This window comes from Pseudoalteromonas sp. Of7M-16, assembly GCF_022347805.1.
Taxonomy (GTDB): Bacteria; Pseudomonadota; Gammaproteobacteria; order Enterobacterales; family Alteromonadaceae; genus Pseudoalteromonas; species Pseudoalteromonas luteoviolacea_F.
The window spans coordinates 19,008-39,735 of the sequence record NZ_JAKRFY010000005.1; the positions used below are offsets into that span (position 1 = coordinate 19,008).

18 protein-coding genes and 1 tRNA gene are annotated in these 20,728 nt (G+C 41.6%); 5 read left to right on the forward strand and 14 right to left on the reverse strand.

The genetic code is table 11. The features are described from left to right. Window positions 1-6: 6 nt before the first annotated feature. Complete coding sequence (locus MHN81_RS06555) at window positions 7-615, reverse strand: hypothetical protein (protein WP_023401719.1); 609 nt, start codon at window positions 613-615, stop codon at window positions 7-9. Between the two features lie 9 nt (window positions 616-624). Beyond that, a complete protein-coding gene (locus tag MHN81_RS06560; RefSeq protein WP_023401718.1) occupies window positions 625-1,617 on the reverse strand; it encodes a cytochrome c peroxidase in 993 nt (330 codons plus the stop codon). A gap of 192 nt (window positions 1,618-1,809) precedes the next feature. Between MHN81_RS06560 and MHN81_RS06565 the strand changes: the two genes are divergently transcribed. Next, window positions 1,810-4,227: a methyl-accepting chemotaxis protein gene (locus MHN81_RS06565; protein ID WP_239425341.1), complete on the forward strand. Its 2,418-nt coding sequence runs from the start codon at window positions 1,810-1,812 to the stop codon at window positions 4,225-4,227. Window positions 4,228-4,285: 58 nt separating this feature from the next. Here MHN81_RS06565 and MHN81_RS06570 read toward each other — a convergent pair whose 3' ends face one another. The 3 genes from MHN81_RS06570 to MHN81_RS06580 form a co-directional block, all read right to left on the reverse strand. Continuing rightward, window positions 4,286-4,903 carry an FKBP-type peptidyl-prolyl cis-trans isomerase gene (locus tag MHN81_RS06570; RefSeq protein ID WP_023401716.1) on the reverse strand — a complete coding sequence of 206 codons (618 nt, stop codon included), beginning with the start codon at window positions 4,901-4,903 and terminating at the stop codon, window positions 4,286-4,288. Window positions 4,904-5,005: 102 nt separating this feature from the next. Then, entirely contained in the window at window positions 5,006-5,374 is a 369-nt protein-coding gene (locus tag MHN81_RS06575; protein ID WP_239425342.1) for a hypothetical protein, read from the reverse strand. 50 nt (window positions 5,375-5,424) lie between these two features. Beyond that, window positions 5,425-5,515: transfer RNA gene (locus MHN81_RS06580), tRNA-Ser, on the reverse strand. A gap of 127 nt (window positions 5,516-5,642) precedes the next feature. On the opposite strand from MHN81_RS06580, the gene MHN81_RS06585 reads away from it, so the two are divergent. The 4 genes from MHN81_RS06585 to MHN81_RS06600 all read left to right on the forward strand — a co-directional run bounded on the left by MHN81_RS06585 (window position 5,643) and on the right by MHN81_RS06600 (window position 11,859). Beyond that, entirely contained in the window at window positions 5,643-5,891 is a 249-nt protein-coding gene (locus tag MHN81_RS06585; RefSeq protein ID WP_239425343.1) for a hypothetical protein, read from the forward strand. A 532-nt stretch (window positions 5,892-6,423) separates the two neighbouring features. Then, complete coding sequence (locus MHN81_RS06590) at window positions 6,424-8,709, forward strand: TonB-dependent siderophore receptor (protein WP_023401713.1); 2,286 nt, start codon at window positions 6,424-6,426, stop codon at window positions 8,707-8,709. A gap of 263 nt (window positions 8,710-8,972) precedes the next feature. Beyond that, a complete protein-coding gene (locus MHN81_RS06595) occupies window positions 8,973-10,574 on the forward strand; it encodes a trypsin-like serine protease (RefSeq protein ID WP_239425344.1) in 1,602 nt (533 codons plus the stop codon). 85 nt (window positions 10,575-10,659) lie between these two features. Continuing rightward, window positions 10,660-11,859 carry a hypothetical protein gene (locus tag MHN81_RS06600; RefSeq protein ID WP_023401711.1) on the forward strand — a complete coding sequence of 400 codons (1,200 nt, stop codon included), beginning with the start codon at window positions 10,660-10,662 and terminating at the stop codon, window positions 11,857-11,859. On the opposite strand, the gene MHN81_RS06605 is transcribed toward MHN81_RS06600, so the two are convergent. The 9 genes from MHN81_RS06605 to rpsA form a co-directional block, all read right to left on the reverse strand. Then, the gene (locus tag MHN81_RS06605) at window positions 11,860-13,431 is read right to left on the reverse strand and encodes a cryptochrome/photolyase family protein (RefSeq protein ID WP_239425345.1); all 1,572 of its coding nucleotides are present in this window, start codon (window positions 13,429-13,431) and stop codon (window positions 11,860-11,862) included. It lies immediately after the preceding gene. A gap of 6 nt (window positions 13,432-13,437) precedes the next feature. After that, the gene (locus MHN81_RS06610) at window positions 13,438-13,584 is read right to left on the reverse strand and encodes a DUF2256 domain-containing protein (RefSeq protein ID WP_080672666.1); all 147 of its coding nucleotides are present in this window, start codon (window positions 13,582-13,584) and stop codon (window positions 13,438-13,440) included. Beyond that, entirely contained in the window at window positions 13,581-15,035 is a 1,455-nt protein-coding gene (locus MHN81_RS06615) for a deoxyribodipyrimidine photo-lyase (RefSeq protein WP_239425346.1), read from the reverse strand. The genes MHN81_RS06610 and MHN81_RS06615 overlap by 4 nt, the downstream gene beginning before the upstream one ends. Beyond that, window positions 15,025-16,356: a DASH family cryptochrome gene (locus MHN81_RS06620; RefSeq protein ID WP_239425347.1), complete on the reverse strand. Its 1,332-nt coding sequence runs from the start codon at window positions 16,354-16,356 to the stop codon at window positions 15,025-15,027. Before MHN81_RS06620 ends, MHN81_RS06615 begins: the two co-directional genes overlap by 11 nt. Window positions 16,357-16,498: 142 nt before the next feature. Next, window positions 16,499-17,203 (reverse strand): orotidine-5'-phosphate decarboxylase, encoded by a 705-nt coding sequence (gene pyrF, locus MHN81_RS06625; protein ID WP_239425348.1) that lies wholly within the window; start codon window positions 17,201-17,203, stop codon window positions 16,499-16,501. Window positions 17,204-17,242: 39 nt separating this feature from the next. Continuing rightward, window positions 17,243-18,379: a lipopolysaccharide assembly protein LapB gene (locus MHN81_RS06630; RefSeq protein ID WP_239425349.1), complete on the reverse strand. Its 1,137-nt coding sequence runs from the start codon at window positions 18,377-18,379 to the stop codon at window positions 17,243-17,245. Then, window positions 18,376-18,612, reverse strand: a complete 237-nt coding sequence (locus tag MHN81_RS06635) for a LapA family protein (RefSeq protein WP_331245862.1) — start codon at window positions 18,610-18,612, stop codon at window positions 18,376-18,378. The genes MHN81_RS06630 and MHN81_RS06635 overlap by 4 nt, the downstream gene beginning before the upstream one ends. A 47-nt stretch (window positions 18,613-18,659) precedes the next feature. After that, on the reverse strand, window positions 18,660-18,950 hold the full coding sequence (gene ihfB / locus MHN81_RS06640; RefSeq protein WP_023401704.1) for an integration host factor subunit beta: 291 nt from the start codon (window positions 18,948-18,950) through the stop codon (window positions 18,660-18,662). A 60-nt stretch (window positions 18,951-19,010) separates the two neighbouring features. Further along, the gene (rpsA, locus tag MHN81_RS06645; RefSeq protein ID WP_239425350.1) at window positions 19,011-20,678 is read right to left on the reverse strand and encodes a 30S ribosomal protein S1; all 1,668 of its coding nucleotides are present in this window, start codon (window positions 20,676-20,678) and stop codon (window positions 19,011-19,013) included. Window positions 20,679-20,728 lie beyond the last annotated feature (50 nt).

A 20,728-nucleotide genomic window follows, 5' to 3' on the forward strand; every position in this document is an offset into this window, starting at 1 on the left:
GGCTCCCTAATTTAGAGCAAGCTTTAATGTCGCACGCTTTTTGCCTTTATACATCACATCAACGCTCGTTTCTTGTCCCTTTGCCAACTTTAGTTCGACGGGATCGTATTTTGGGATTTGGAGCACAAATTCAGTATGAGAACCAACGTCTAGTTTAATTGGGTATACTTTTTGTTTTTTGGTAAAAGGCAGCACCTGATAGGCATCAGAGTTTACATTTGCAATATAGCTGCGCATTTTAGGATGAATTTTACAACCAATTCTGGTTAGCGTATTTTCGGACCAATCAGCTGACACCTTTGTTGTCTGTCCATGGTTCATAAGCCCTACGTCAAATTTGACGCCTGAGTTCGGGTCATTAGCAAAAATATTATGTTGAAATTCATCGGAATTTTTAAACGTAATCTCTCCACTTTTTCCAATCACTACCGCTTTTTTATCGAACACTTTATTGGACTGATCCAACTCTGCAGAACTTGGTCCTTTGCCACCTTTAGCATAGACTAAACCGACAAATGAGGGGCGTTTAACAAACTCTAACTCCCCCGTTAATACCGCTGCTTCGGCAGAAAATATCGAACATAGCCCTATACTTATTAACATATATTTTTTCATGGCCACTCCTTAGTTTGGTAATTTGGGACGGGTGATAACAACCGGATCTGTTAAAGCCGCCATAAATGCAATGAGATCCGCTTTTTCCTGTGGATTTAAATTAAGCGGCACGATCAAAGGGCTAACATTTTTCACGTTTACCGCCCCTTTGTCATAGTGTTCAACAACTTCTTCTAGGCTGGCTAAAGAGCCATCGTGCATATATGGTGCACTCATGATGATGTTTCTAAGCCCTGGAGTTTTAAAAGCGCCTTTTAGCTTACTATTTGGGTCAACGGCAAATCGACCATCGTCATTGTCTTCAATGCCGATATTGTGAAAACTGTCATCAGTAAAGTTTGCGCCGTCATGACACTTGACACATCTTGCTTTACCGACAAACAGTTTGAGTCCTCTAATTGCTGAATGCGACATCGCCTCTCTTTGACCAGCGAGATATTTATCAAATGCCGAGTCGTCACTAATTATAGTCATTTCAAACGCGGCAATTGCGCGACCAATGTTTTCGAACGTTAAGGCTCCATATACCTCTTTAAATTCTTTTTTGTAAAACGGTACTTTTTCTAACCTTTGTAACGCTTCTTTAGGTGTCATTTGCATTTCAACATCAGAAACTATCGGCCCTAAAGCTTGTTCTTCAAGACTTTTTGCCCTACCGTCCCAGAAAAAGATAGCAGACCAAGCTAGGTTATATAGGTGTGGCGCGTTACGCCCCAAAATATCTCCTCCGCTTCCAATGCCTTTTGCTAAACCGTCACTAAAGCCCAACTCTGGGTTGTGACATGTCGCACATGACTGATTTTGATGTTTTGACAATCTGTTATCAAAAAATAGCATTTTACCGAGGTTTACTTCCCTCTCGCTGGGCTCTTCATCATCGATGTACTCTATGTCATCAATATCCGGCGTTGCCAAATTACCATATGCGGGTGAATCCACCGCCCACGCTCCCGAACAAAGCGTCAGAGCACAAGAGAATAAAAGCCATTTGTTACAATCCATTACCAGCCCCCAAGTAATCAATAATCATTTGTAAATATTTAGATATAAACTTTGACCTTACCGAAGGATTGACTATATTTTTCAATAAATCAAAAAATTAGTAGCTTTTAATAAAAGTTTTTAAATCCAAGGAATTAGGTACAAACACCAAAGTACCTTGCTACTAAAATAAATCAGAGCTCATAACAAAATATGAAAATTTCTCGTTTCGTTCCAGGCATTGCTGCGCAGATGTTACTGGCTTTTGGTGTGATTACATCACTGGGCATTTTTAGTAACTTTTTTGTTTACTTGAGCACAGGTACATTGGCCAGCAACTTCACTCAAGTATCCTCAGTGTCGATCCCACTGGTGAATGTCAATTCTGATCTAAAAATGAAAATCCTCGATTCATTAATCGCACTTGAAGAGCAAATTATTACAGGTAGTAACGTGCAAGCACGTAATAGTACAGTTGCGAGAAGAGAGAATGCATGGGAAGACATTGAGCGAAACTTTACACAATTGAGCCAACTCGCGAATCAGACTGGGTTTAGCGAGGATAAGCTACGCGTGATTCAATCTAATCTAAAGCGGCTCAAGCAAGAGCAACAAGTTACTTCCAACATCGCAAACACGCTTGAGAATGAGCCTGCGGTTAAACTACTGGTGACACAGGCTATCCCGCTTGCTGAGTCCATGGTGCAGTTACTAGCACAAATGATCGAAATTGAAAGTGAACAAGACTTGGATGAAGACCGCATTGAGCTGTTCAAATTGTTAGTCGATTCTGAAGTCAGTTTCGCCACTGCCATTTCAGAGTTACGGGCTTTTTTATTGACTCGCGAACAAAAGAACATCGATGGATTTGATCAAGCTTGGTTTAAAAATAGTGATGCATTTGTATCTATCCTAGATGACTTCGAAGACTTATTTACCGATGAGCAATTAGACTATTGGAGTTCGTACAGTGAAGAGCGGGAAAAACTCGCGCCTATCACTATACTAGCCTTTGAAAAACAAGCTAGTGAAGAAGCCAATTTTGCCACCCACCACCTCAGTACAACGATAAAGCCACTAACTGAAACTATTTTCAGTGAGTTGCAAGAAATGAACGAGCACGTTGAGTTTGTCACTAAGCAAGGGATTGATGACACCCAACATGCGCTCTCCAATATGCTAGTTGTCCTTGCGATCAGTTCTATCCTCACTATCTTAATAGCCAGTGTGATCAGCGTGATGTTCAGCAGCAAGCTCAAAAACCGAGTTAAGTCTTTGTTGACAAGAGCGAAAAATATCTCTGTGGGAGATTTTAAAACACAACAATCGTATTTTGTTATTCGTTCTGATGATGAGCTAAACCAACTGTCGGAAAGTTTTAACCACATGACGCTCTCTTTATCCTCAACCATTGCGACAGTGAGACGCCAATCTAGACAAGTTGGCCACTCAGCACACCAGGTGGCTGCAATTGCAACAGAAATAAGCACTGTTGCCAAAAATGAGAACGCAAGTTATTCAGAAGTAATGCGCGTAATAGAGTCCTTTATGGACTTGTTAGTTGAATCTGGACAAGCCATAGAACAAAGCCAAGTAGTGCTAGAGCAAGCCAAAACAGAAGCGGACACAGGTATACAAGCAGTCGAGAGTAACCTTAGTGAAATGGCAAAAACAGTTGAAGTCGTAACGCTTGCTTCCGAAGGTGTTGAAGAGCTCAAAGCTGCGAGCGAAGAAATCGAATCTGTGACTGACGCCATCTCTACTGTCGCAGATCAAACTGCACTGATAGCGCTCAATGCCGCAATTGAAGCTGCAAGAGCTGGTGAACAAGGCAGAGGTTTTGCCGTAGTTGCTGACGAAGTAAGAAATTTGGCACAGAGAACTGCCAACTCTACAGACGAAATTAGAACTGTGATCTCTCAGTTGACTAACAAAGTGGGCGATGTGATCAGGTTAATGTCGGATATAATTCATCAAGTTGATGTCAGTAAGATGCGTTCAGATGAAAGCGGCCAAGCACTTAGAGCGATGACAAGCACGATTGATTCTATTATTTCTGCCAATGACCAAATTGCTCAGCGATCTAATGAACAAAGTAATCAGATGCACGAAATGCAACACAAACTACAGCACCTATTCTCATCATTGCAGCAAAACGCTGAGAAAGCGCAGATGGTTTCCATGATTGGGGCCGATTTGTATCAGACATCTGAACTTGTGAACAACCTAATGGATAGTTTCCATTTTGACGAAGATAAAGATGCCATTAAAAAGCGCCATGAAAAAAGGCGTTCAGACAGATTGGAAGCAAAAATTAAGATCCAGCTCATCGCCCAAGACATATCGTACTCTACCATCACAAGGGAATTAAGCTGTGTTGGCTGTGGTGTCACACTTAGTAAACAATTGAATCAAGAGTTAGACATTGACGCAAATTTAACTTTGGTAATGTATCTCCCTAAAAAGAATTACAAAGAGTATATGGATCAAACTCCTATGAAGATATCAGCACGTGTGGTAAGGAAAGAGGAAAAGAACCAAGAATATACTTACTACGGTATGGAATTTATAGTTGAAAATGAAGAGAGACGTGGCACTTTGTCGGAACTATATGAGTTCTTTGACCAGTAATAATAGAATAAGTATGCTCAGTGGTTACTGAGCATACTGCTTTTCAAGACAACCTAACTTATAGGATCTCTAGAAGCTCAACATCAAAGATAAGTGTTGAGTAAGGTGCGATTGATGCGCCAGCACCACGCTCACCGTATGCTAGGTCGTGTGGAATGTATAGACGTAGTTTAGAGCCAGCAGTCATAAGCTGTAGTGCTTCAGTCCAGCCTTTGATCACGCCATTTACAGGGAATTCAGCAGGCTGACCACGGTCGTATGAGCTATCAAATACAGTGCCGTTGATTAAAGTACCGTGGTAATGAACACGTACTGTTGAATCGGCAGAAGGCTTGTCACCCTCACCTGTAGTGATAACTTCGTACTGAAGACCAGACTCAGTTACAGTTACTTCAGCGCGCTTTGCGTTTTCTTCTAAGAAAGTAGTGCCTTCAGCAGCTAGTACTTTTGCTTCTTCTTCACGACGAGCTTGGATTTCGCTATTGATCTTTTCGAAAGCAGCTTGGATCTCTGGGATCTCAACGCGGAACTCACCGCCAGTGTATGCGTCTTTCATACCTTCAAAAACTGCATTTAAGTCTAGACCTTCGAAAGGGTTAGCTTTCAATTGCTCGCCCATCTGTAGACCAATACCGTAGCTCGCTTTACCAGCGTCTGTGTTGAATAAATCTGACATATAAATTCACTTTATTTATCATTTTAAAAGGACGCGCAGTTTAGCACAGAGAAAGGATAACTTATAGGGCGCAAAGAAAATACACGCCCTATAAACTACTTATCATGAGTTAGTATCAAAATTTTTTGATTTTAGTTCTTTAACTAAGAATGTCGCAAATGGAAGAGATAACACTAAACCTATAACCAGCTCATTACTGTAACCGGCAAGTTTGTCGCCAAAAAAGATCCCAAAACCAATCACACCAAATAATGAAATAACAATTGATGCTAAAAATGGCCATAGCTTTTCATACTTCGTAATGAGATGTCCAATCAGGGCATTAAATAAAAAAGTATATAACAGTGTTTGCCAAAGTGTGGGTTCAGACTGGCCATCAATTGACATAATCACTGCCATTTGCAGACCACTTAAATAGAAAAAACTAAAGACAATCCATAACGAGCAATGTTTTACAACATCTTGGGCCATTGAACTCTCCTAACGAAAAAAACCGCCGTTAGGCGGTTTTGGGAATGAGGTGGCGGAGAGATAGGGATTTGAACCCTAGATACGCTATTAACGTATGCCGGTTTTCAAGACCGGTGCTTTCAACCACTCAGCCATCTCTCCGTTGTTGGCGCGCATCTTAAGGGCTATTCATAAATATGTAAAGTACTTTTTTGAACTTTTGACAATTATTATAAAATACCGAGCTTAATAATATTGTTTTGGACGTCGCGCCAAGAAAGCACAGACAATGCTTACAAAAACGATGCACAGAAACACAGCGCCAGAATCAATAGCAATATGGATCAGCTTTTCCCAACTGTTAAACTTTTCTGCCATTAACGGAATTACCGAAATAGATGCAACGACCATAAAAATCTTTAATGCTGCGAAAAAATCAAAACGCCGATTAAAGTTCATCCATGTGGTAATCAAAACAAGTAATAAAACAGGCGATGATAACGACACCCAAGCATTGCTAACATATATGAGCAAATAGTGGCAAATGATACACCCGAGTACACCCCATGTGATCCACACCCACCAATTTTCTCGTCGCTTTAGAAACAAATCTCCCATAACCTATCTTCTTATATTTATTCACAGGTAACAAACTAGGTACATCTATACTAAGAATTACTAGACTAACAAACACAGTTTAAAAAACAACCAGCATACGATGAATTATTTTGCTCATCAGTAGTAAGGTTTTTATTAGGGTTTAGTAATGAACATAGCTTTAAGAGAAATTACTTTTTGAACGGGAAAATACCTCGCTGATAATCATAGACTCCGCAAATAAAACAAAATTTAAGTAAAACCCCTCTATTCCATTAAAAACTTAATATATGGCAATTTTTCAAGTTGTTATATCTAAATCAGCTTGACTTCATAACGGCCATAACGATAATGCAAACCATTATCAGTTAACACCATATTTGGTACAAGCGTATGGACCGCATATTCCTTAACTGACTTCAGTTGCACCATTTATTGGTGTGGCATTCACTTGTTCTTCTGGATAGGATTTTATGGACAACTCAACTTTTCAATCTTCTATTAAGCGCCGTGGTACTCTCCGCTTGGCTCCTATTGCTATCGCGCTTGCTTCAGCTATAACGGGTACTCATGCCTTTGCCGAGACCGAATCAGATAGTAGTCAATCTGCAAATGAAATTGAACGCATCTATGTGACAGCGTCAACGGCAGGCAACTACTCTGACGCAGCGACCAAGTCTGCGACAAAGATGATTCTTTCTTTGAAAGAAACGCCGCAGTCGGTGTCGGTTATTACTCAGCAACAATTGGAAGACTGGAAATCAGTTAATATCAAGGACATTTTGCAACACACCACAGGGGTTTATGCCAGTACATCTCGCAGCCATGACCGTCCATTTTTCATGGCGCGTGGCGAGCGAGTCAACTTAGTTCAAGTTGATGGCGTTCAGCAATTTCCGGGTGGCCGCCGTTCAGATGTAAATGGTGACGCCATTGCCTACGAACGTGTCGAAATTTTGCGTGGTGCAAACGGTTTAATGACTGGTGTGGGCTCCCCTACAGCAACCATTAACTTAGTTCGCAAACGTGCTATTAGCAAAGAACTAGACGGTCATGTAGGTGTAACCACTGGACGCTGGAACAATAACCGTGTCGAGTTAGATGTTTCTACTCCACTTAGTAGTGACGGCAGTATTCGTGGCCGTGTTGCAGCAGCACACTATGATAGAGACTCTTTTGTAGACAGATATAGTCAGGAAAAAACTTCTGTTTATATGACAGCTGAAGCAGACTTAACAGAGTCTACACTTTTGCGTATCGGTTACGAGTATGCAGACACAGAGTCTTTGGGTGCAATGAATTCACACGCTGTTCCTTACTATTTCAGCGATGGCTCTTTGTTTAATGCTGACAGAAGTGATACGGGCCTTGCCGCGAAGTACAGCTCCTGGCCGCTTGAAGAAAATACTTATTTTGCAAGTATTAACCACGGTTTTGACAACGGGTGGCAGCTAAATACTATTGCAACGTATAACACCATTGAGATGGAAGGCGGCAACCTGTTCTTTGTGTGGACAGATGACTATTACAATCCAGACGGAACCAATACACTAGGGCACAGCTACAATTTTGTGATCAGTGACTCAAAAGACACGCAAAAGACATTTGATATTAACTTACAGGGTGGCTTCGAGTTTTTAGGTCGAGAGCATGACCTTATCGTCGGTTTTAATTTGTTTGATAGAGAGCGTGTTGGTTACAACAAAAAAGATGGTCAGCGCGATATCTCAATCGACAACATTAACTATTTCAAGTGGACAGGCGACGTACCGCGTTATTCATACACTAATTTAGGCACAGCTAACTACACCACAAATCATGATAGTAGCGGTATATATATAGCCACACGCCTTTCTCTTACTGATAATTTAAAGTCTATCATTGGTGTTCGACAAACCGATTGGGAAGTAGTTGAACATAGAACCAACCGCAAAACGGGTGAGTTTGCTCACAGCAAAGGCGGCAGCTATGAATTAAGCAACGAAATTACACCATATGCAGGCCTCATTTATGATGTGAACGACGAGTTCAGTATTTACGCAAGCTATACCGATGCATTCGAGCCTCAAAACAAATACGACAAAAATGATAACCTGCAAGATCCTGTAGTCGGCGACAGCATTGAAGCTGGTTTAAAGGCCGAAGTCGGGCTTTTAAACTTTTCTTTCGCAGTATTTGAAAGCAATAAAAACAATGTTGCACAAGATGACCCAACTCAAAAGCAGCTCACACCAAATGGTAATACAGCAACCATTCTTATCGATGGTGCCAGAACCAGAGGCTTTGAGTTAGAGCTCAGTGGTGAAATCTCTCCAGGGTTTAACATCTATTCAGGTTATTCATACGCTAAGACGGAAGATGAAACTGGTTACCCCCTGAATACCGAAGTACCAAAGCAACTATTTAACTTATACACAACATACGAACCAACTGAATTGATAGAAAATTTAACGGTTGGTTTAGGTGTCAACTGGAAAGACGGTTATTGGGTAAATAGTACCCGCCCTGCTGGCAATGGCGAATATTACGAAGCACCTTGGGGACCAATGCCTGTAGAGGTTAAAGAGCTTCGTACTCACGGCTCTATCGCATTATTTAATTTGATGGCCCGTTACGATGTAACCGACAACTTAAGCGTTTCACTTAATGTAGACAACCTGTTTGATAAGAAATACTACAACGCCATTTCTAAAAACCAAGGTTATGTCACGTGGGGTGAACCAAGGAATTGGAAGCTATCAGCAAGATATAACTTCTAAACCGTTCTCTCTTTCTCTCTAACAAGCGAGCTGATCGGCTCGCTTTTTCGCACACACTAAAGTTAACGCTAAAATCGCAACGCCGTCATGTAAATTTATTGTTACACCCAATTGTTTGTTATTAATACTTATATTAACAATCTGTTTTAGAAACAAAGTGGTCAAACCTCTGTTTATTTATCCGTCAAATCTTGAAATCTAGGTGTATCTCAGATTATTCCTATATTAGCTCAATTCCGAGCTATTAAAGGAAACGATACATCATGAAAAAGGTTAATTTACTCCTGTCAGCGCTCACAATAATGACAGCTAATGCGTATGCTTCTCCACCTACAGATGTCCAACCAAATGTGGTTGGTGGTATAGAAACGCCAGCTTACTCAAGACCATATCAAGTTGCTCTGCTTATGAATGGCCGCCAAGGGTGCGGCGGAACACTGATCAGCCCAAATTGGGTATTAACAGCCGCCCACTGCCTCGATAGCGCTTCGACTTCGAGCTTAACCGTACGTGTCGGCGCACACTCAATCAGTCGTGGTGATGGTCAATCCATCAGAGTATCTCAGATTATAAACCATGAGCGTTGGCGCGGTGCAAATGGTATCCGCTCGGGCTACGACATTGCTCTTCTAAAACTAGCCTCACCTGCATCGAATCAGTATACACCGGCAAAACTACCAACTGCCGCCATTGAATCTCAATATGCAAATGTCGGCGATTATGTCACTGTCTCTGGTTGGGGTCTTACCTCAAACCGAGGCAGACCGAGCGATGTATTGCGAGAAGCAGACCTACCGGTGATCAGCAATAGTAGCTGTAGCTCATTGCTAAACTTCTCTATTCCAGGTTCGGTGATTTGTGGTGGTGGCGAAAGCGGTCGCTCTGCCTGTAATGGCGACAGTGGCGGCCCGTATGCGGTGCGTGTAGGTAGTGACTTCTATAGCATTGGTACAGTCAGCTGGGGGATTGGTTGCCAAGGGGCAACTGCTTTTACGCGTACTACTAGCTATATAGACTGGATAAAACAAAAAACCGGGATTGGCGAAGACAACCCGCCAGTAGCAGATTTCTTATACGCAGTGAATGGAACTTCAGTCAACTTTACTAGCAAATCGACCGATGACAATGGCATCTCTGGTTTCGATTGGCAATTTGGTCAAGGAAACGCCTCTTCATCGTTAGAAAATCCAAGCCATGATTATAACTCAGAAGGTAGCTTTAACGTTACTTTGACAGTAACTGATACCAAGGGACAAACCGATAGTATTTCAAAACTCGTTACTGTAGGCAAACCGACTGATTGCGCCGCGCAATGGCAAGCAACACAGAATTACTCGCCTGGTGATAAAGTGACATTTAATGGTGTGGTCTATGAAGCTATTTGGTGGTCACAAGGTGCGCAGCCTGATCTATACAGCAATGTATGGAAATCCAGTGGCAAATGTGATGGTTCAACAGGCCCGCTGCCTGTTGCTGATTTTACCGTAGTAAAAAACAATCTTACCGTCTCGCTACAAAACCAAAGTACAGGGGCAGTTTCATACTCATGGGACTTCGGTGATGGCGCTACTAGTAGTCTACAATCACCAACACATACGTACGCAGTAAAAGGTCAGTACACTATCACTTTAGTTGCAAAAAATAACAAGGGTGAATCAGCAACGTCCAGCAAGCTTGTAACAGTTGGAGAAGTTACAGGTGGGTGTGGTGGTTTACCAACATGGTCTGCCGATGCTGTCTACCTAAAAGGTGACCGAGTTGCACACAATAATGCTATCTATGAAGCGAATTGGTGGGTACAAGGAGAAAACCCGGCTAATTCAGGTAACTGGGGTCCATGGACATATATCCAACCATGCAATTAACAAACTGATAGTAAAATGTAAATTTTACTTTTAAAGCCATTCAGTCCCATGTAATCTTGTAGGAAAAATTAGTCATACAGAGAGCATGGGACTTAATCAACAAGATAGAACAGAACTCACCCGGTTAGGTGAAAGGATCCAAAAAACCTTTAATGCAGTAAAAGATACGTTACCCGATCATGCACAAACAATTGGCGGATTTACAAAGCACCTAGATTATAACCGCTCAAATAGCCAACGGTTTTTCTCCGCATGTAAAGCCAACAGTGGTTTGCAAGTGCTCGTTGAGTTGCCTGGTATCCACGCTCTAAAACTGCTATCACAAAAGCTCTCCCCTGAAATATCCCACTCGCTAATGAGCCAAGTAAATCAAGTTGTCACTTTGTTTATTCAGTGCATTGAAAATAATGCGAAAAGTCATGCAGACTTAAAACGTCGTATTCTTGCGCCATTGCACCAAATAGATAACGGTGACGAAAACACTAACCACAAAGCCCAATTATATAAAGCGGCACAAGCACTTCTAAAATTTAGTGTTGAAGAAATATTTTGCGTCTATATTTTGCGTAAAAATCAGAACGATCCAAGATATTTACAAGAAGTCGCACTTATTAGTAAATCCGGTATAAACCGACAAGTTGGTGCAGTACCTTTCGTGCAATTTTACACCCACCCTCACCCAGAACACTTTAAAGGTCCCATCACCATTACGCGCTCTAGCACTTTGCAAACAAACGAGTTCACCCTTGGTGTCTCTAAAGAATATTCAAGCACTGGGTTTATAGAGGCTTTCAGTACTTATTCACCTAGCAATTCTGGACTGGTATTTGACCCTTTACCTAGCAATAATTGTAACGTCACATTTGTGTTTAATAACCCCGACGAAGTAGTCAACCCGTTACATCAAAACAGCCCTTGCAGTTCCACAAGTCTATCGATTAAAAACCCAGCGAAAAAGCTCACTATGCTTGTTTTACTTGAAAAGCAAATAGATAAATGCAGTACCGTAAACATTGGCTGCTATCACAGCAACCAAAAAGTAGAGGAAGGTAAACTCAAGGCCAGTGACTTATGGACAGAGCGCTTTCCTGAGTTTCCCGAGCTTAAAATTACGTCTTTAGAAGAGCGCTTCGCGCACAGTCAATTGCAACCGGCTCAAAAAGAGAAGCTGCGCTATTTGCTTGACGTCAGTGACACCAATACAAACGACTTTATCTGTTACGCAACAGAAGTAGATTATCCTATTTGGTCAAGCACCTATAGAATATACTTCGAACATCAGTGATCACAGCTTGTCCAAGTTGCATAGAAGGTCTGAAGCATGCTTCAATATTTCGGCCTGTTGCTCAGGTGACTTTTTACGCCATGTTGCGTAGACCATTCGGTTACGAGGATTAGCAGAAAACGGCTGTTCATGCTCGTTCATAAAGTGCCAATAGAGCGAGTTAAGTGGGCAAGCATTGTGCCCGGTAATAGATTTAATGTCGTAGTGGCAATTGGAACAGTAATCGCTCATTTTGTTGATGTAGTTACCGCTGGCTGCATATGCTTTAGAGCCAACAATTCCACCATCTGCAAACTGGCTCATACCACGAGTGTTTGGCATTTCTACCCATTCAATCGCATCAATATATACGCCCAGATACCACGCATCAACTTGAGATGGTTCGATACCAGCTATCAAACAAAAATTACCTGTCACCATTAAGCGCTGAATATGATGAGCATAGGCATAATCGAGGGACTGTTTAACAGCATGTTTTTGACAATTCATTTTGGTTTCTCCATGCCAAAACCAAACTGGTAAGTCTCGCTTTGCTTCAAGCGTATTTAATTGTCCATATCGCGGCATATTGAGCCAATAAATACCGCGTACAAACTCTCGCCAGCCAACAATTTGCCTAATAAAACCTTCCACTTGTGCAATATCTATTTCATCTTCATGTTGATGAAAATAAGCTATAGCAGTATCTACAACAAATTTTGGACTGATAATTTTGCTATTCATAGCAAATGACAGTCTAGAGTGGTACAGACTCCATTGTTTTTTTACATACATATCGTCAGCTTTGCACGTCATGGCATCTTGAAAAAAACCAAATTTACTTAATTGCGTTTCACAAAAAGAAACAAGAAGCGCCTTAGCTTGTTGTCTATTAATAGGCCACAGACATTTTGCTTCATAGGTACCAAAGGTGCTGACCTGATGCTTTTGTAATCTAGCAAACACATCACTCACATCATTTGCGAACACCAAAGGTTCTGGGATGTGGGATAAGTCTTTTTGCTTCAACTTATTACGGTTATTAGTATCAAAATTCCACTCTCCTCCCACAGGCTGTCCATTGTCCATGAGAATATTAAACCTAACCCGCATTTTTCGATAAAAAGCTTCTAACCGATGCTTTTTTCCAGCGCAGAAATAGGTCGCTAATTCACTATCGGATAAATAAAAGTGCTCTGTTTCATAACCTCGAGTACTCAATTTACTGTGTGCACAAAATTCACTAAGCTGTGTGCGGAGCCGATACTCATCAGGCAGCTGATATTCAAAAGTCTCTATCGCATATTTTTCAAAAAGTGTATCTAATAACGCAGGTAAATCCTCATGGGGCTGAGTGTCATCTAGTATTAAATGGACAACATGATGACCCGCTTTTTGAAGCGCAAGCGAGAATGCCTTCATTGCTGCAAAAAATGCACAAACTTTCTGGATATGGTGTTTTACATAATTTGTCTCTTGGTGCAACTCTGCTATCACGTACAAGGTGTTATCGTTTATACACTTGTACCATGAATGACAGGCATTGAGTTGATCGCCCAATATAAGTCGTAGCGTTTGGTAAGTTTTAGCCATGGTTTTTTAACTCTCTTTAACGCGGCTCAAAGCACAGCGTTTCGAACAATATTTCACATTCGGCCAATCCCTTGCCCACTTTTTGCGCCAGGAAAACGAGCGCTTGCATACAGGGCAGGTTTTTGTAGGTAAGTTCAGTTTTTTGTGCATCACCCTTCCCTTACATGCGTCGCCAAAATACGTTTTGACTCTCTTTTAACGTCTTCTCGATTTTTCCAGTGCCATAACAAGGCTTGTGCTTTGGTATAACTTTCTTGTAAATTTATTATCGGTAACGGGTAATCAACACCAACCTCAATGCCGTACATCAATTGCTCCATGTCCGTTAATCCCCAAGGCGAATGCACCAAAGGTGCTGGAATATTGTCAAGCTCCGGCACCCATTTTTTGACAAATATGCCCTCGGGATCTTTTTCTTCACCCTGTTTAACTGGGTTATAGATCCGTATCGTATTTATCCCGGTTACACCGGCTTGCATTTGAAACTGACTGTAGTGTATCCCCGGTTCAAAATCTAAAAATAACTTTGCCAAATGCGCGACCCCAGCTCGCCAATCTAGCTCTAAGTGGTGACATAAAAAACTCACTAACATGGCTCGCATTCTAAAGTTTAAGTATCCTGTTTTTATTAAGCATCGCATGCAAGCATCAACCATGGGTATGCCTGTAGTTCCTGTTTCCCAAGCACGAAGCCTCTCGGAGGCTTCATTACCATCAATCCTAGGCATGCATTCATATGCGCGGTTAACACATCTAAACTCCATCTCGCATTCACTCTCAAACTTCTGAATGAAGTGACAGTGCCAATGTAGCCTTGATGCAAAAGCCACAAGCGAGCGCCGCCATTGTGGCTTTTTCCAATTAGCCAAAACTGATTGGTATACCTGTTTCAAGCTCACATTTCCCCAAGCAAGGTGAGCTGAAAGCCTAGAACAATGTTTATGCGACTTCTCAGGGCTAGACAAAGAAAAAGCATACTCTTTTCCCCGACTGCCAAAAAAAGAGTCGATCATATGCCAAGCTTGAGTTTCTCCGCCGCTTTGAAAGTCAGCTGCACCGCTTTCATATTTAAAACGTGCTATGTCAACATGCCTATCGAATAGGTTGCTAGCTGAAAACCAGTTAACCTGGCTACAATTAACGTCGTAAAGCGGGCCACGCATGACTTGTTGCCAATGCTTGTCCCAGCAAGCTCGTGCTTTCAGTCCTCTGGTCACCGCCCCTTGAGGAAATTCGCGCCAAGTAATATCGCGTTCATCGCACCACTGTGAGACTTGCTTATCTCTATCATATGTAAAACCAACTCCAATCTCCTGATGAGAATACAAGCCATCTATACCCACCTCTTGGTTGATCTGCTCTAGCACTTCAAGGATCTCTCCATAAGCGCAATATAAACTTTCGGACGGGATATTGTGTGCGATGTCTTCCAAAGATTGTGCAATAAATCTAAGATGACGACGTGAGGTATGCTTATCTTTTACCGCGCTTGGCTCAAAGCAATAAAACAGTAGTATCGGGTTGCCCGATTGGCTGGCCTCATACAATGCTGCATGATCCTTAAGGCGCAAGTCTCTCTTTAACCACACTAGGTTAACGCCCATTTTCGGCTCTCATAACTGGCCAATCTACCATATCAACGCTTTCAAAACTTGGCTTTGATCCACAGAGCCATTTCTTTTGAAATGACCCGTCTTGATCATACATCTGAGTTTGTTTTTCGATATTGAAATGCCTACCGCCTCTGGGGTCATCGCCAACACCTGCAATGTACTGCCAATTCCCCCAATTTGAAGCAACATCATAGTCAATCAGTTGCTGTTGGAAATACGCTGCGCCATAACGCCAATCTACTTGAAGCTCGTTGACCAAACAGCTAGCAACTATTTGACGACCTCGATTAGACATGAACCCAGTCTCATTTAACTCTTTCATACAGGCGTTCACGAGCGGATACTGAGTTGTGCCGCAACACCAACTTTTAAATCGCTGTGGGTAATAGCTTGTCAAAGGCCGCCCCCCTTGCGAGCCTGTAAACTTAAACAACATAGCACCTTTTAGCATAGCTTTATGATGGAAGAAATCTCGCCACATCAACTCAAAGCGTATCCAATAAGTCGATTCATTTGCTCCATTCTCTTTTTCATACTGAGTTAAATGGTTAATTATTTGCCTTGGCGAGAGATTGCCAACGCTAAGATAAGGGCTAAATTTAGTTGAATTGTATTTTCCATCTAGCGCATTTCGGGTCTGTTTATATATAGAAGCAGCGGGCTTTAAAAAATATTCTTCAAGGTGGTTTTGCGCTGCTCGCTCCCCCCCTAAAAAATGGCTCAGGTCTGTTGAGTTTGTGCTTTCTAGCTGATAGTTTTTTGAATTAAATGCTTTTAAATTTAGGGGCAATGGCAATGTATCTGCAAAAACATCTTCTGACGACTCAGAGATAACCAGTTTGTCCGCCTTTTTTCTAAATTTCGAAAAAGAGCCTCTTAAGTCTTGGTCATTTACCTGCTGAGGGCCAAACAACAAGTTGTTGTGCTGATGTATAAAGCGTACATCCCCGTTATCGGATTTAATATCTCTCAGCAATACCTGTTCATAATAACCAGCTCCAGCATGACAGCCCACTATGTCTATATCTGCTTGTGAGATTACTTGATTTAATACTTCTCTTGAGTTCCCTTTAAACACTTGTAACTCATACCCCAATTGTTGCAACTGCTCAGCTAAATCAATTAGGCTGTCTTTTATAAACTGCTGCCGCTTTGGGCCGAGGTGGACATGACTATAGTTGGTAGGCTCAAAAAGTGCTTGGTCAAACACATAAATAAAAAGGATGTTTTTACACGCATATAGAGTGGAATTTAATGTAAGGTTATCTTGAAGCCTTAGATCATCGGTAAACCAATATAGTGCATTATTCATGACGCGTTAGTACTCTGCCCATAAAATCAATATTTGACAGAGATATACGTATCAACAAGGAGATTAGATTTACATACTTGTTAGAGATTGCGAGGAAAAGGGTTAAGGCTATAGACAGCCTTAACCAAAAGTCTTATGTTGTTTAAGCAATGCTCAGGTTGATCTCTCGAAGCGCCTGCGCAGGATTTTCTGCTTTAGTAATTGGTCTGCCAATAACCAAATAATCACTGCCTGCGGCAATTGCTTTTGCAGGCGTCATAATACGCTTTTGATCACCTGCATCACTGCCTGCTGGCCTAATACCTGGCGTGACCAACTTAAACTCGTTACCTAGCTCAGCCTTGAGAGATTCAGCTTCTTGAGCAGAACAAACAACGCCATCTAATCCCGACTCTTTAGCAAGCTTTGCTAGATAAAGCACTTGCTCTTGCGGTGTTTTATCAATTCCAAGCTTATCCAGCTGAGCTTGATCCATACTGGTCAGCACGGTTACGGCGATAAGTAATGGCGCTTTTTCACCATATATGTTCAAAGCTTCTTTCGCTTTACTCATCATTTCAGTGCCACCACTTGCATGCACGTTAACCATCCATACGCCCAACTCTGCAGCCGCAGTCACAGCCTTGGCAACCGTATTCGGAATGTCGTGGAACTTCAGGTCTAGAAATACGTCAAATCCAAGATCTACCAGCTTTTTAACAAACTGAGGTCCAAAATAAGTAAACATCTCCTTACCTACTTTTAGTCTACACTCGTTTGGAGAAAGCTGAGACACAAACGCTAACGCTGCATTTTCGTCATCATAATCCAATGCAATTAGCACTTTTTTCAGTTCAATATTTGACATAATTACCTTAATTTTCTTTTAAAAGAATCACATACAATATTAATATCCATCTAAACCTCGACTTGGTACAACTGACTCCCATGTCTTACAAGATGGGCATAACCAGTATAGTTTATGGCTCGTAAAGCCACATTTATTACACTGATAGTCAGGTTTTGTGGATATATAAGATGTCACTAGATGATCTATCTCTTCTAGCACATCTTGCATTTTTACATTTTTGGAACTCAATAACTGTAGTAAATAGCTGAAGCCTCTAATTGAGGGTTCTCTTTTCAAGCTATCAGTCAAAAACTCTATCGCTTCGGCTACTCTTCCTGATTCAACTAACCCCTGACAGTGTTTTATTTTTATTGTGACACCAGCGTTAGGTAGTAGCTCTTCAATCAACCCATAAAAATCATCTGAAATATTTAAGGATACATAGCAAGATTGAAGATCATGAATAACAAGAGGTGCAATTTGTGGAAACTCTGAGGTTAATTTTCGCCAATAATAAATGGCTTTAACATTGTCTTGGCGCCCATGCGCATCCAAACCTAGTTCATAAAGCGGCCTGATCGCCTGATGATTAAGTTTGGTTGCCCTTTCTAAATATTGGGTATCATTAGACTCAAGGGCAACTTCACAATAAAAGTTTGCTATCGCAGCGCAGCTTGCCTTATCGCTAAAAAGCTCTGAATACGCCTCATACATATTCACGCCTTTTTGCCAGTCCCGTGTTTGCGAGTACAGCTGAATAGTCGGTTCCAAAGCTTCTTCAAAACCCGCTTTAACCAAAACAACTAAATTTGATTCAGCTCCGTCTAACAAGCCCGCCATTATATAATCTTTTGCGAGTTCAAGCCGACATGACTTAACCAGCTCAATGTCTAAATTGGGCTGCTCAATAAGAAGTTCATGGATTTTAATTGCTCTATCCAGTTCACCGCGTTTTCTAAATAGCGTAGCTAAGGTGAGGTAGTGCTCGACGGAGTCTGCGGATACTTCTAATAATTTAATTAAATGCTCAAGACCCTGATCTTCTTCTCGGTCGAGCAAGAATTTCAGGCCTTTACTATATTCGGATGTGATTTTTCTATTTTGCTCATGTGCTAAGTTTTTAGCACTGTTCTTCCCCATTACATAACCGTAAGCGGCAGCAACAGGAAGCAGCAAGAACAAAAGCTCGATCATGGCTGGCTTTGATCTTTATTCAATAATAAGTTGTTTGTTTTATGTAACTGACTATTCTTTCGTTTTAACCTTACTATTGAGCCTAAGTTAAACAAAACACCAAGAATTATACCTGTAAATAGACATAAGCTCAGTAGTGTCGCTAACGGCATTTCGGCACTTGCAACGATAAAGTTTACTTCAACAACATTCGGATTTTGTGTGCCTACTACAAACGCCACTAAAAGCAACACCAAAAGTAGTCCCTTTTTTACAACTCGAACCAAACTAGGTACTCCAATTACCCTTCGAGACTGGCGTTAACGCGATCTCTTAATTCTTTACCAGGCTTAAAATGTGGCACGTACTTACCGTCTAGTTCAACCGTTTCGCCTGTTTTAGGGTTGCGACCAGTTCTTGGTGAGCGATAGTGCAGAGAGAAACTGCCAAAGCCACGGATTTCAATTCTATCAGAGCCAGATAGTGAACCCGCCATTTGTTCTAAAACTTCTTTTACTGCATTTTCTACGTCTTTTACAGGAACATGTGCATGCTGTTCAGCAAGTTTTTCTATTAATTCAGACTTTGTCATAACGTTTCCTTTAAATAAAAAAAGAAGGGCTAAAGTGCCCTTCTTGATTAGACTTAAAAATTAGTCTTTTTGAGCATTTTTGAAAGCTGCTGCCATTGCATTTTCGAATGCTGGCTCTTCTTTCTTCAGCTTCTCTAGCGCTTCTTTCTCTTCAGCTTCGAAGATAGCTTTAACTGATAGGCTGATCGCACGATTCTTACGGTCAACACCAACAAATTTAGCTTCAATTTCGTCACCTGCAGAAACAACAGAAGTTGCATCTTCAACGCGCTCTTGAGCGATGTCAGCTACACGGATGTAACCTTCAACACCTTCAACAAGCTCTACAGTTGCGCCTTTCGCGTCAACTTCAGTCACTTTACCTTTAACAATAGCACCTTTTTTGTTTGCGTCTAGGTAGTTATTGAAAGGATCTGCTTCGATTTGCTTAACGCCTAGTGAGATACGCTCACGCTCTGGGTCAACTTGAAGAACGATTGCAGTGATCTCGTCGCCTTTCTTGTACTCACGTACAGCTTCTTCACCTGGAGTGTTCCAAGAGATGTCAGAAAGGTGTACAAGACCGTCGATGCCGCCGTCAAGACCGATGAAGATACCGAAGTCAGTGATTGACTTGATCTTACCAGTAACTTGGTCGCCTTTGTTCTGTAGACGAGCAAATTCCTGCCAAGGGTTAGCTTTACACTGCTTAAGACCAAGAGAAATACGACGACGCTCTTCGTCAATTTCAAGAACCATTACTTCAACAGTATCACCTAGTGAAACAACTTTTGAAGGGTGGATGTTCTTGTTAGTCCAGTCCATTTCAGAAACGTGTACTAGACCTTCAACGCCTTCTTCGATCTCAACGAAACAACCGTAATCAGTTAGGTTAGTTACGCGACCAGTAAGCTTAGCGCCTTCTGGGTAACGACCAGCGATTGCTGCCCAAGGATCTTCGCCAAGTTGCTTAAGACCTAGAGAAACACGAGTCTTCTCTTTGTCGAATTTAAGTACTTTAACAGCGATTTCGTCACCAACATTTACGATCTCAGATGGGTGCTTAACACGCTTCCAAGCCATATCAGTGATGTGAAGTAGACCGTCAACACCGCCTAGATCTACGAATGCACCGTAGTCTGTAAGGTTCTTAACGATACCTTTAACTTCTTGACCTTCAACAAGGTTAGCAAGAAGTTCTTCACGCTCTTGTGAGTTCTCAGATTCGATAACTGCACGACGAGAAACAACAACGTTGTTACGCTTCTGGTCAAGCTTGATTACTTTGAACTCAAGCTCTTTACCTTCAAGGTGAGCAGTGTCACGTACAGGACGAACATCAACAAGTGAACCAGGTAGGAAAGCACGGATTGAATCAACTTCAACAGTGAAACCACCTTTAACTTTACCGTTGATAACACCGATAACAGTCTCTTGGTCTTCACATGCTTTCTCAAGACGGATCCAAGCTTCGTGACGCTTCGCTTTCTCACGAGAAAGGATAGTTTCACCGAAACCGTCTTCGATTGCGTCTAGTGCTACGTCTACTTCGTCGCCTACAGCAACTTCTAGTTCACCAGCAGCATTTTTGAATTGCTCTGCAGGGATTGCACTTTCAGACTTAAGGCCAGCATCAACAAGAACGATGTTGTTCTCGATTGAGATAACAGTACCTTTAACGATAGAGCCTTGCTCTGCTTCAAAACCCTTTAGGCTTTCTTCAAATAACTGCGCAAAATTTTCTGACATACTAAATACGTCTCATATATAAATGTACCAATAAGCAACCATGCTGCATG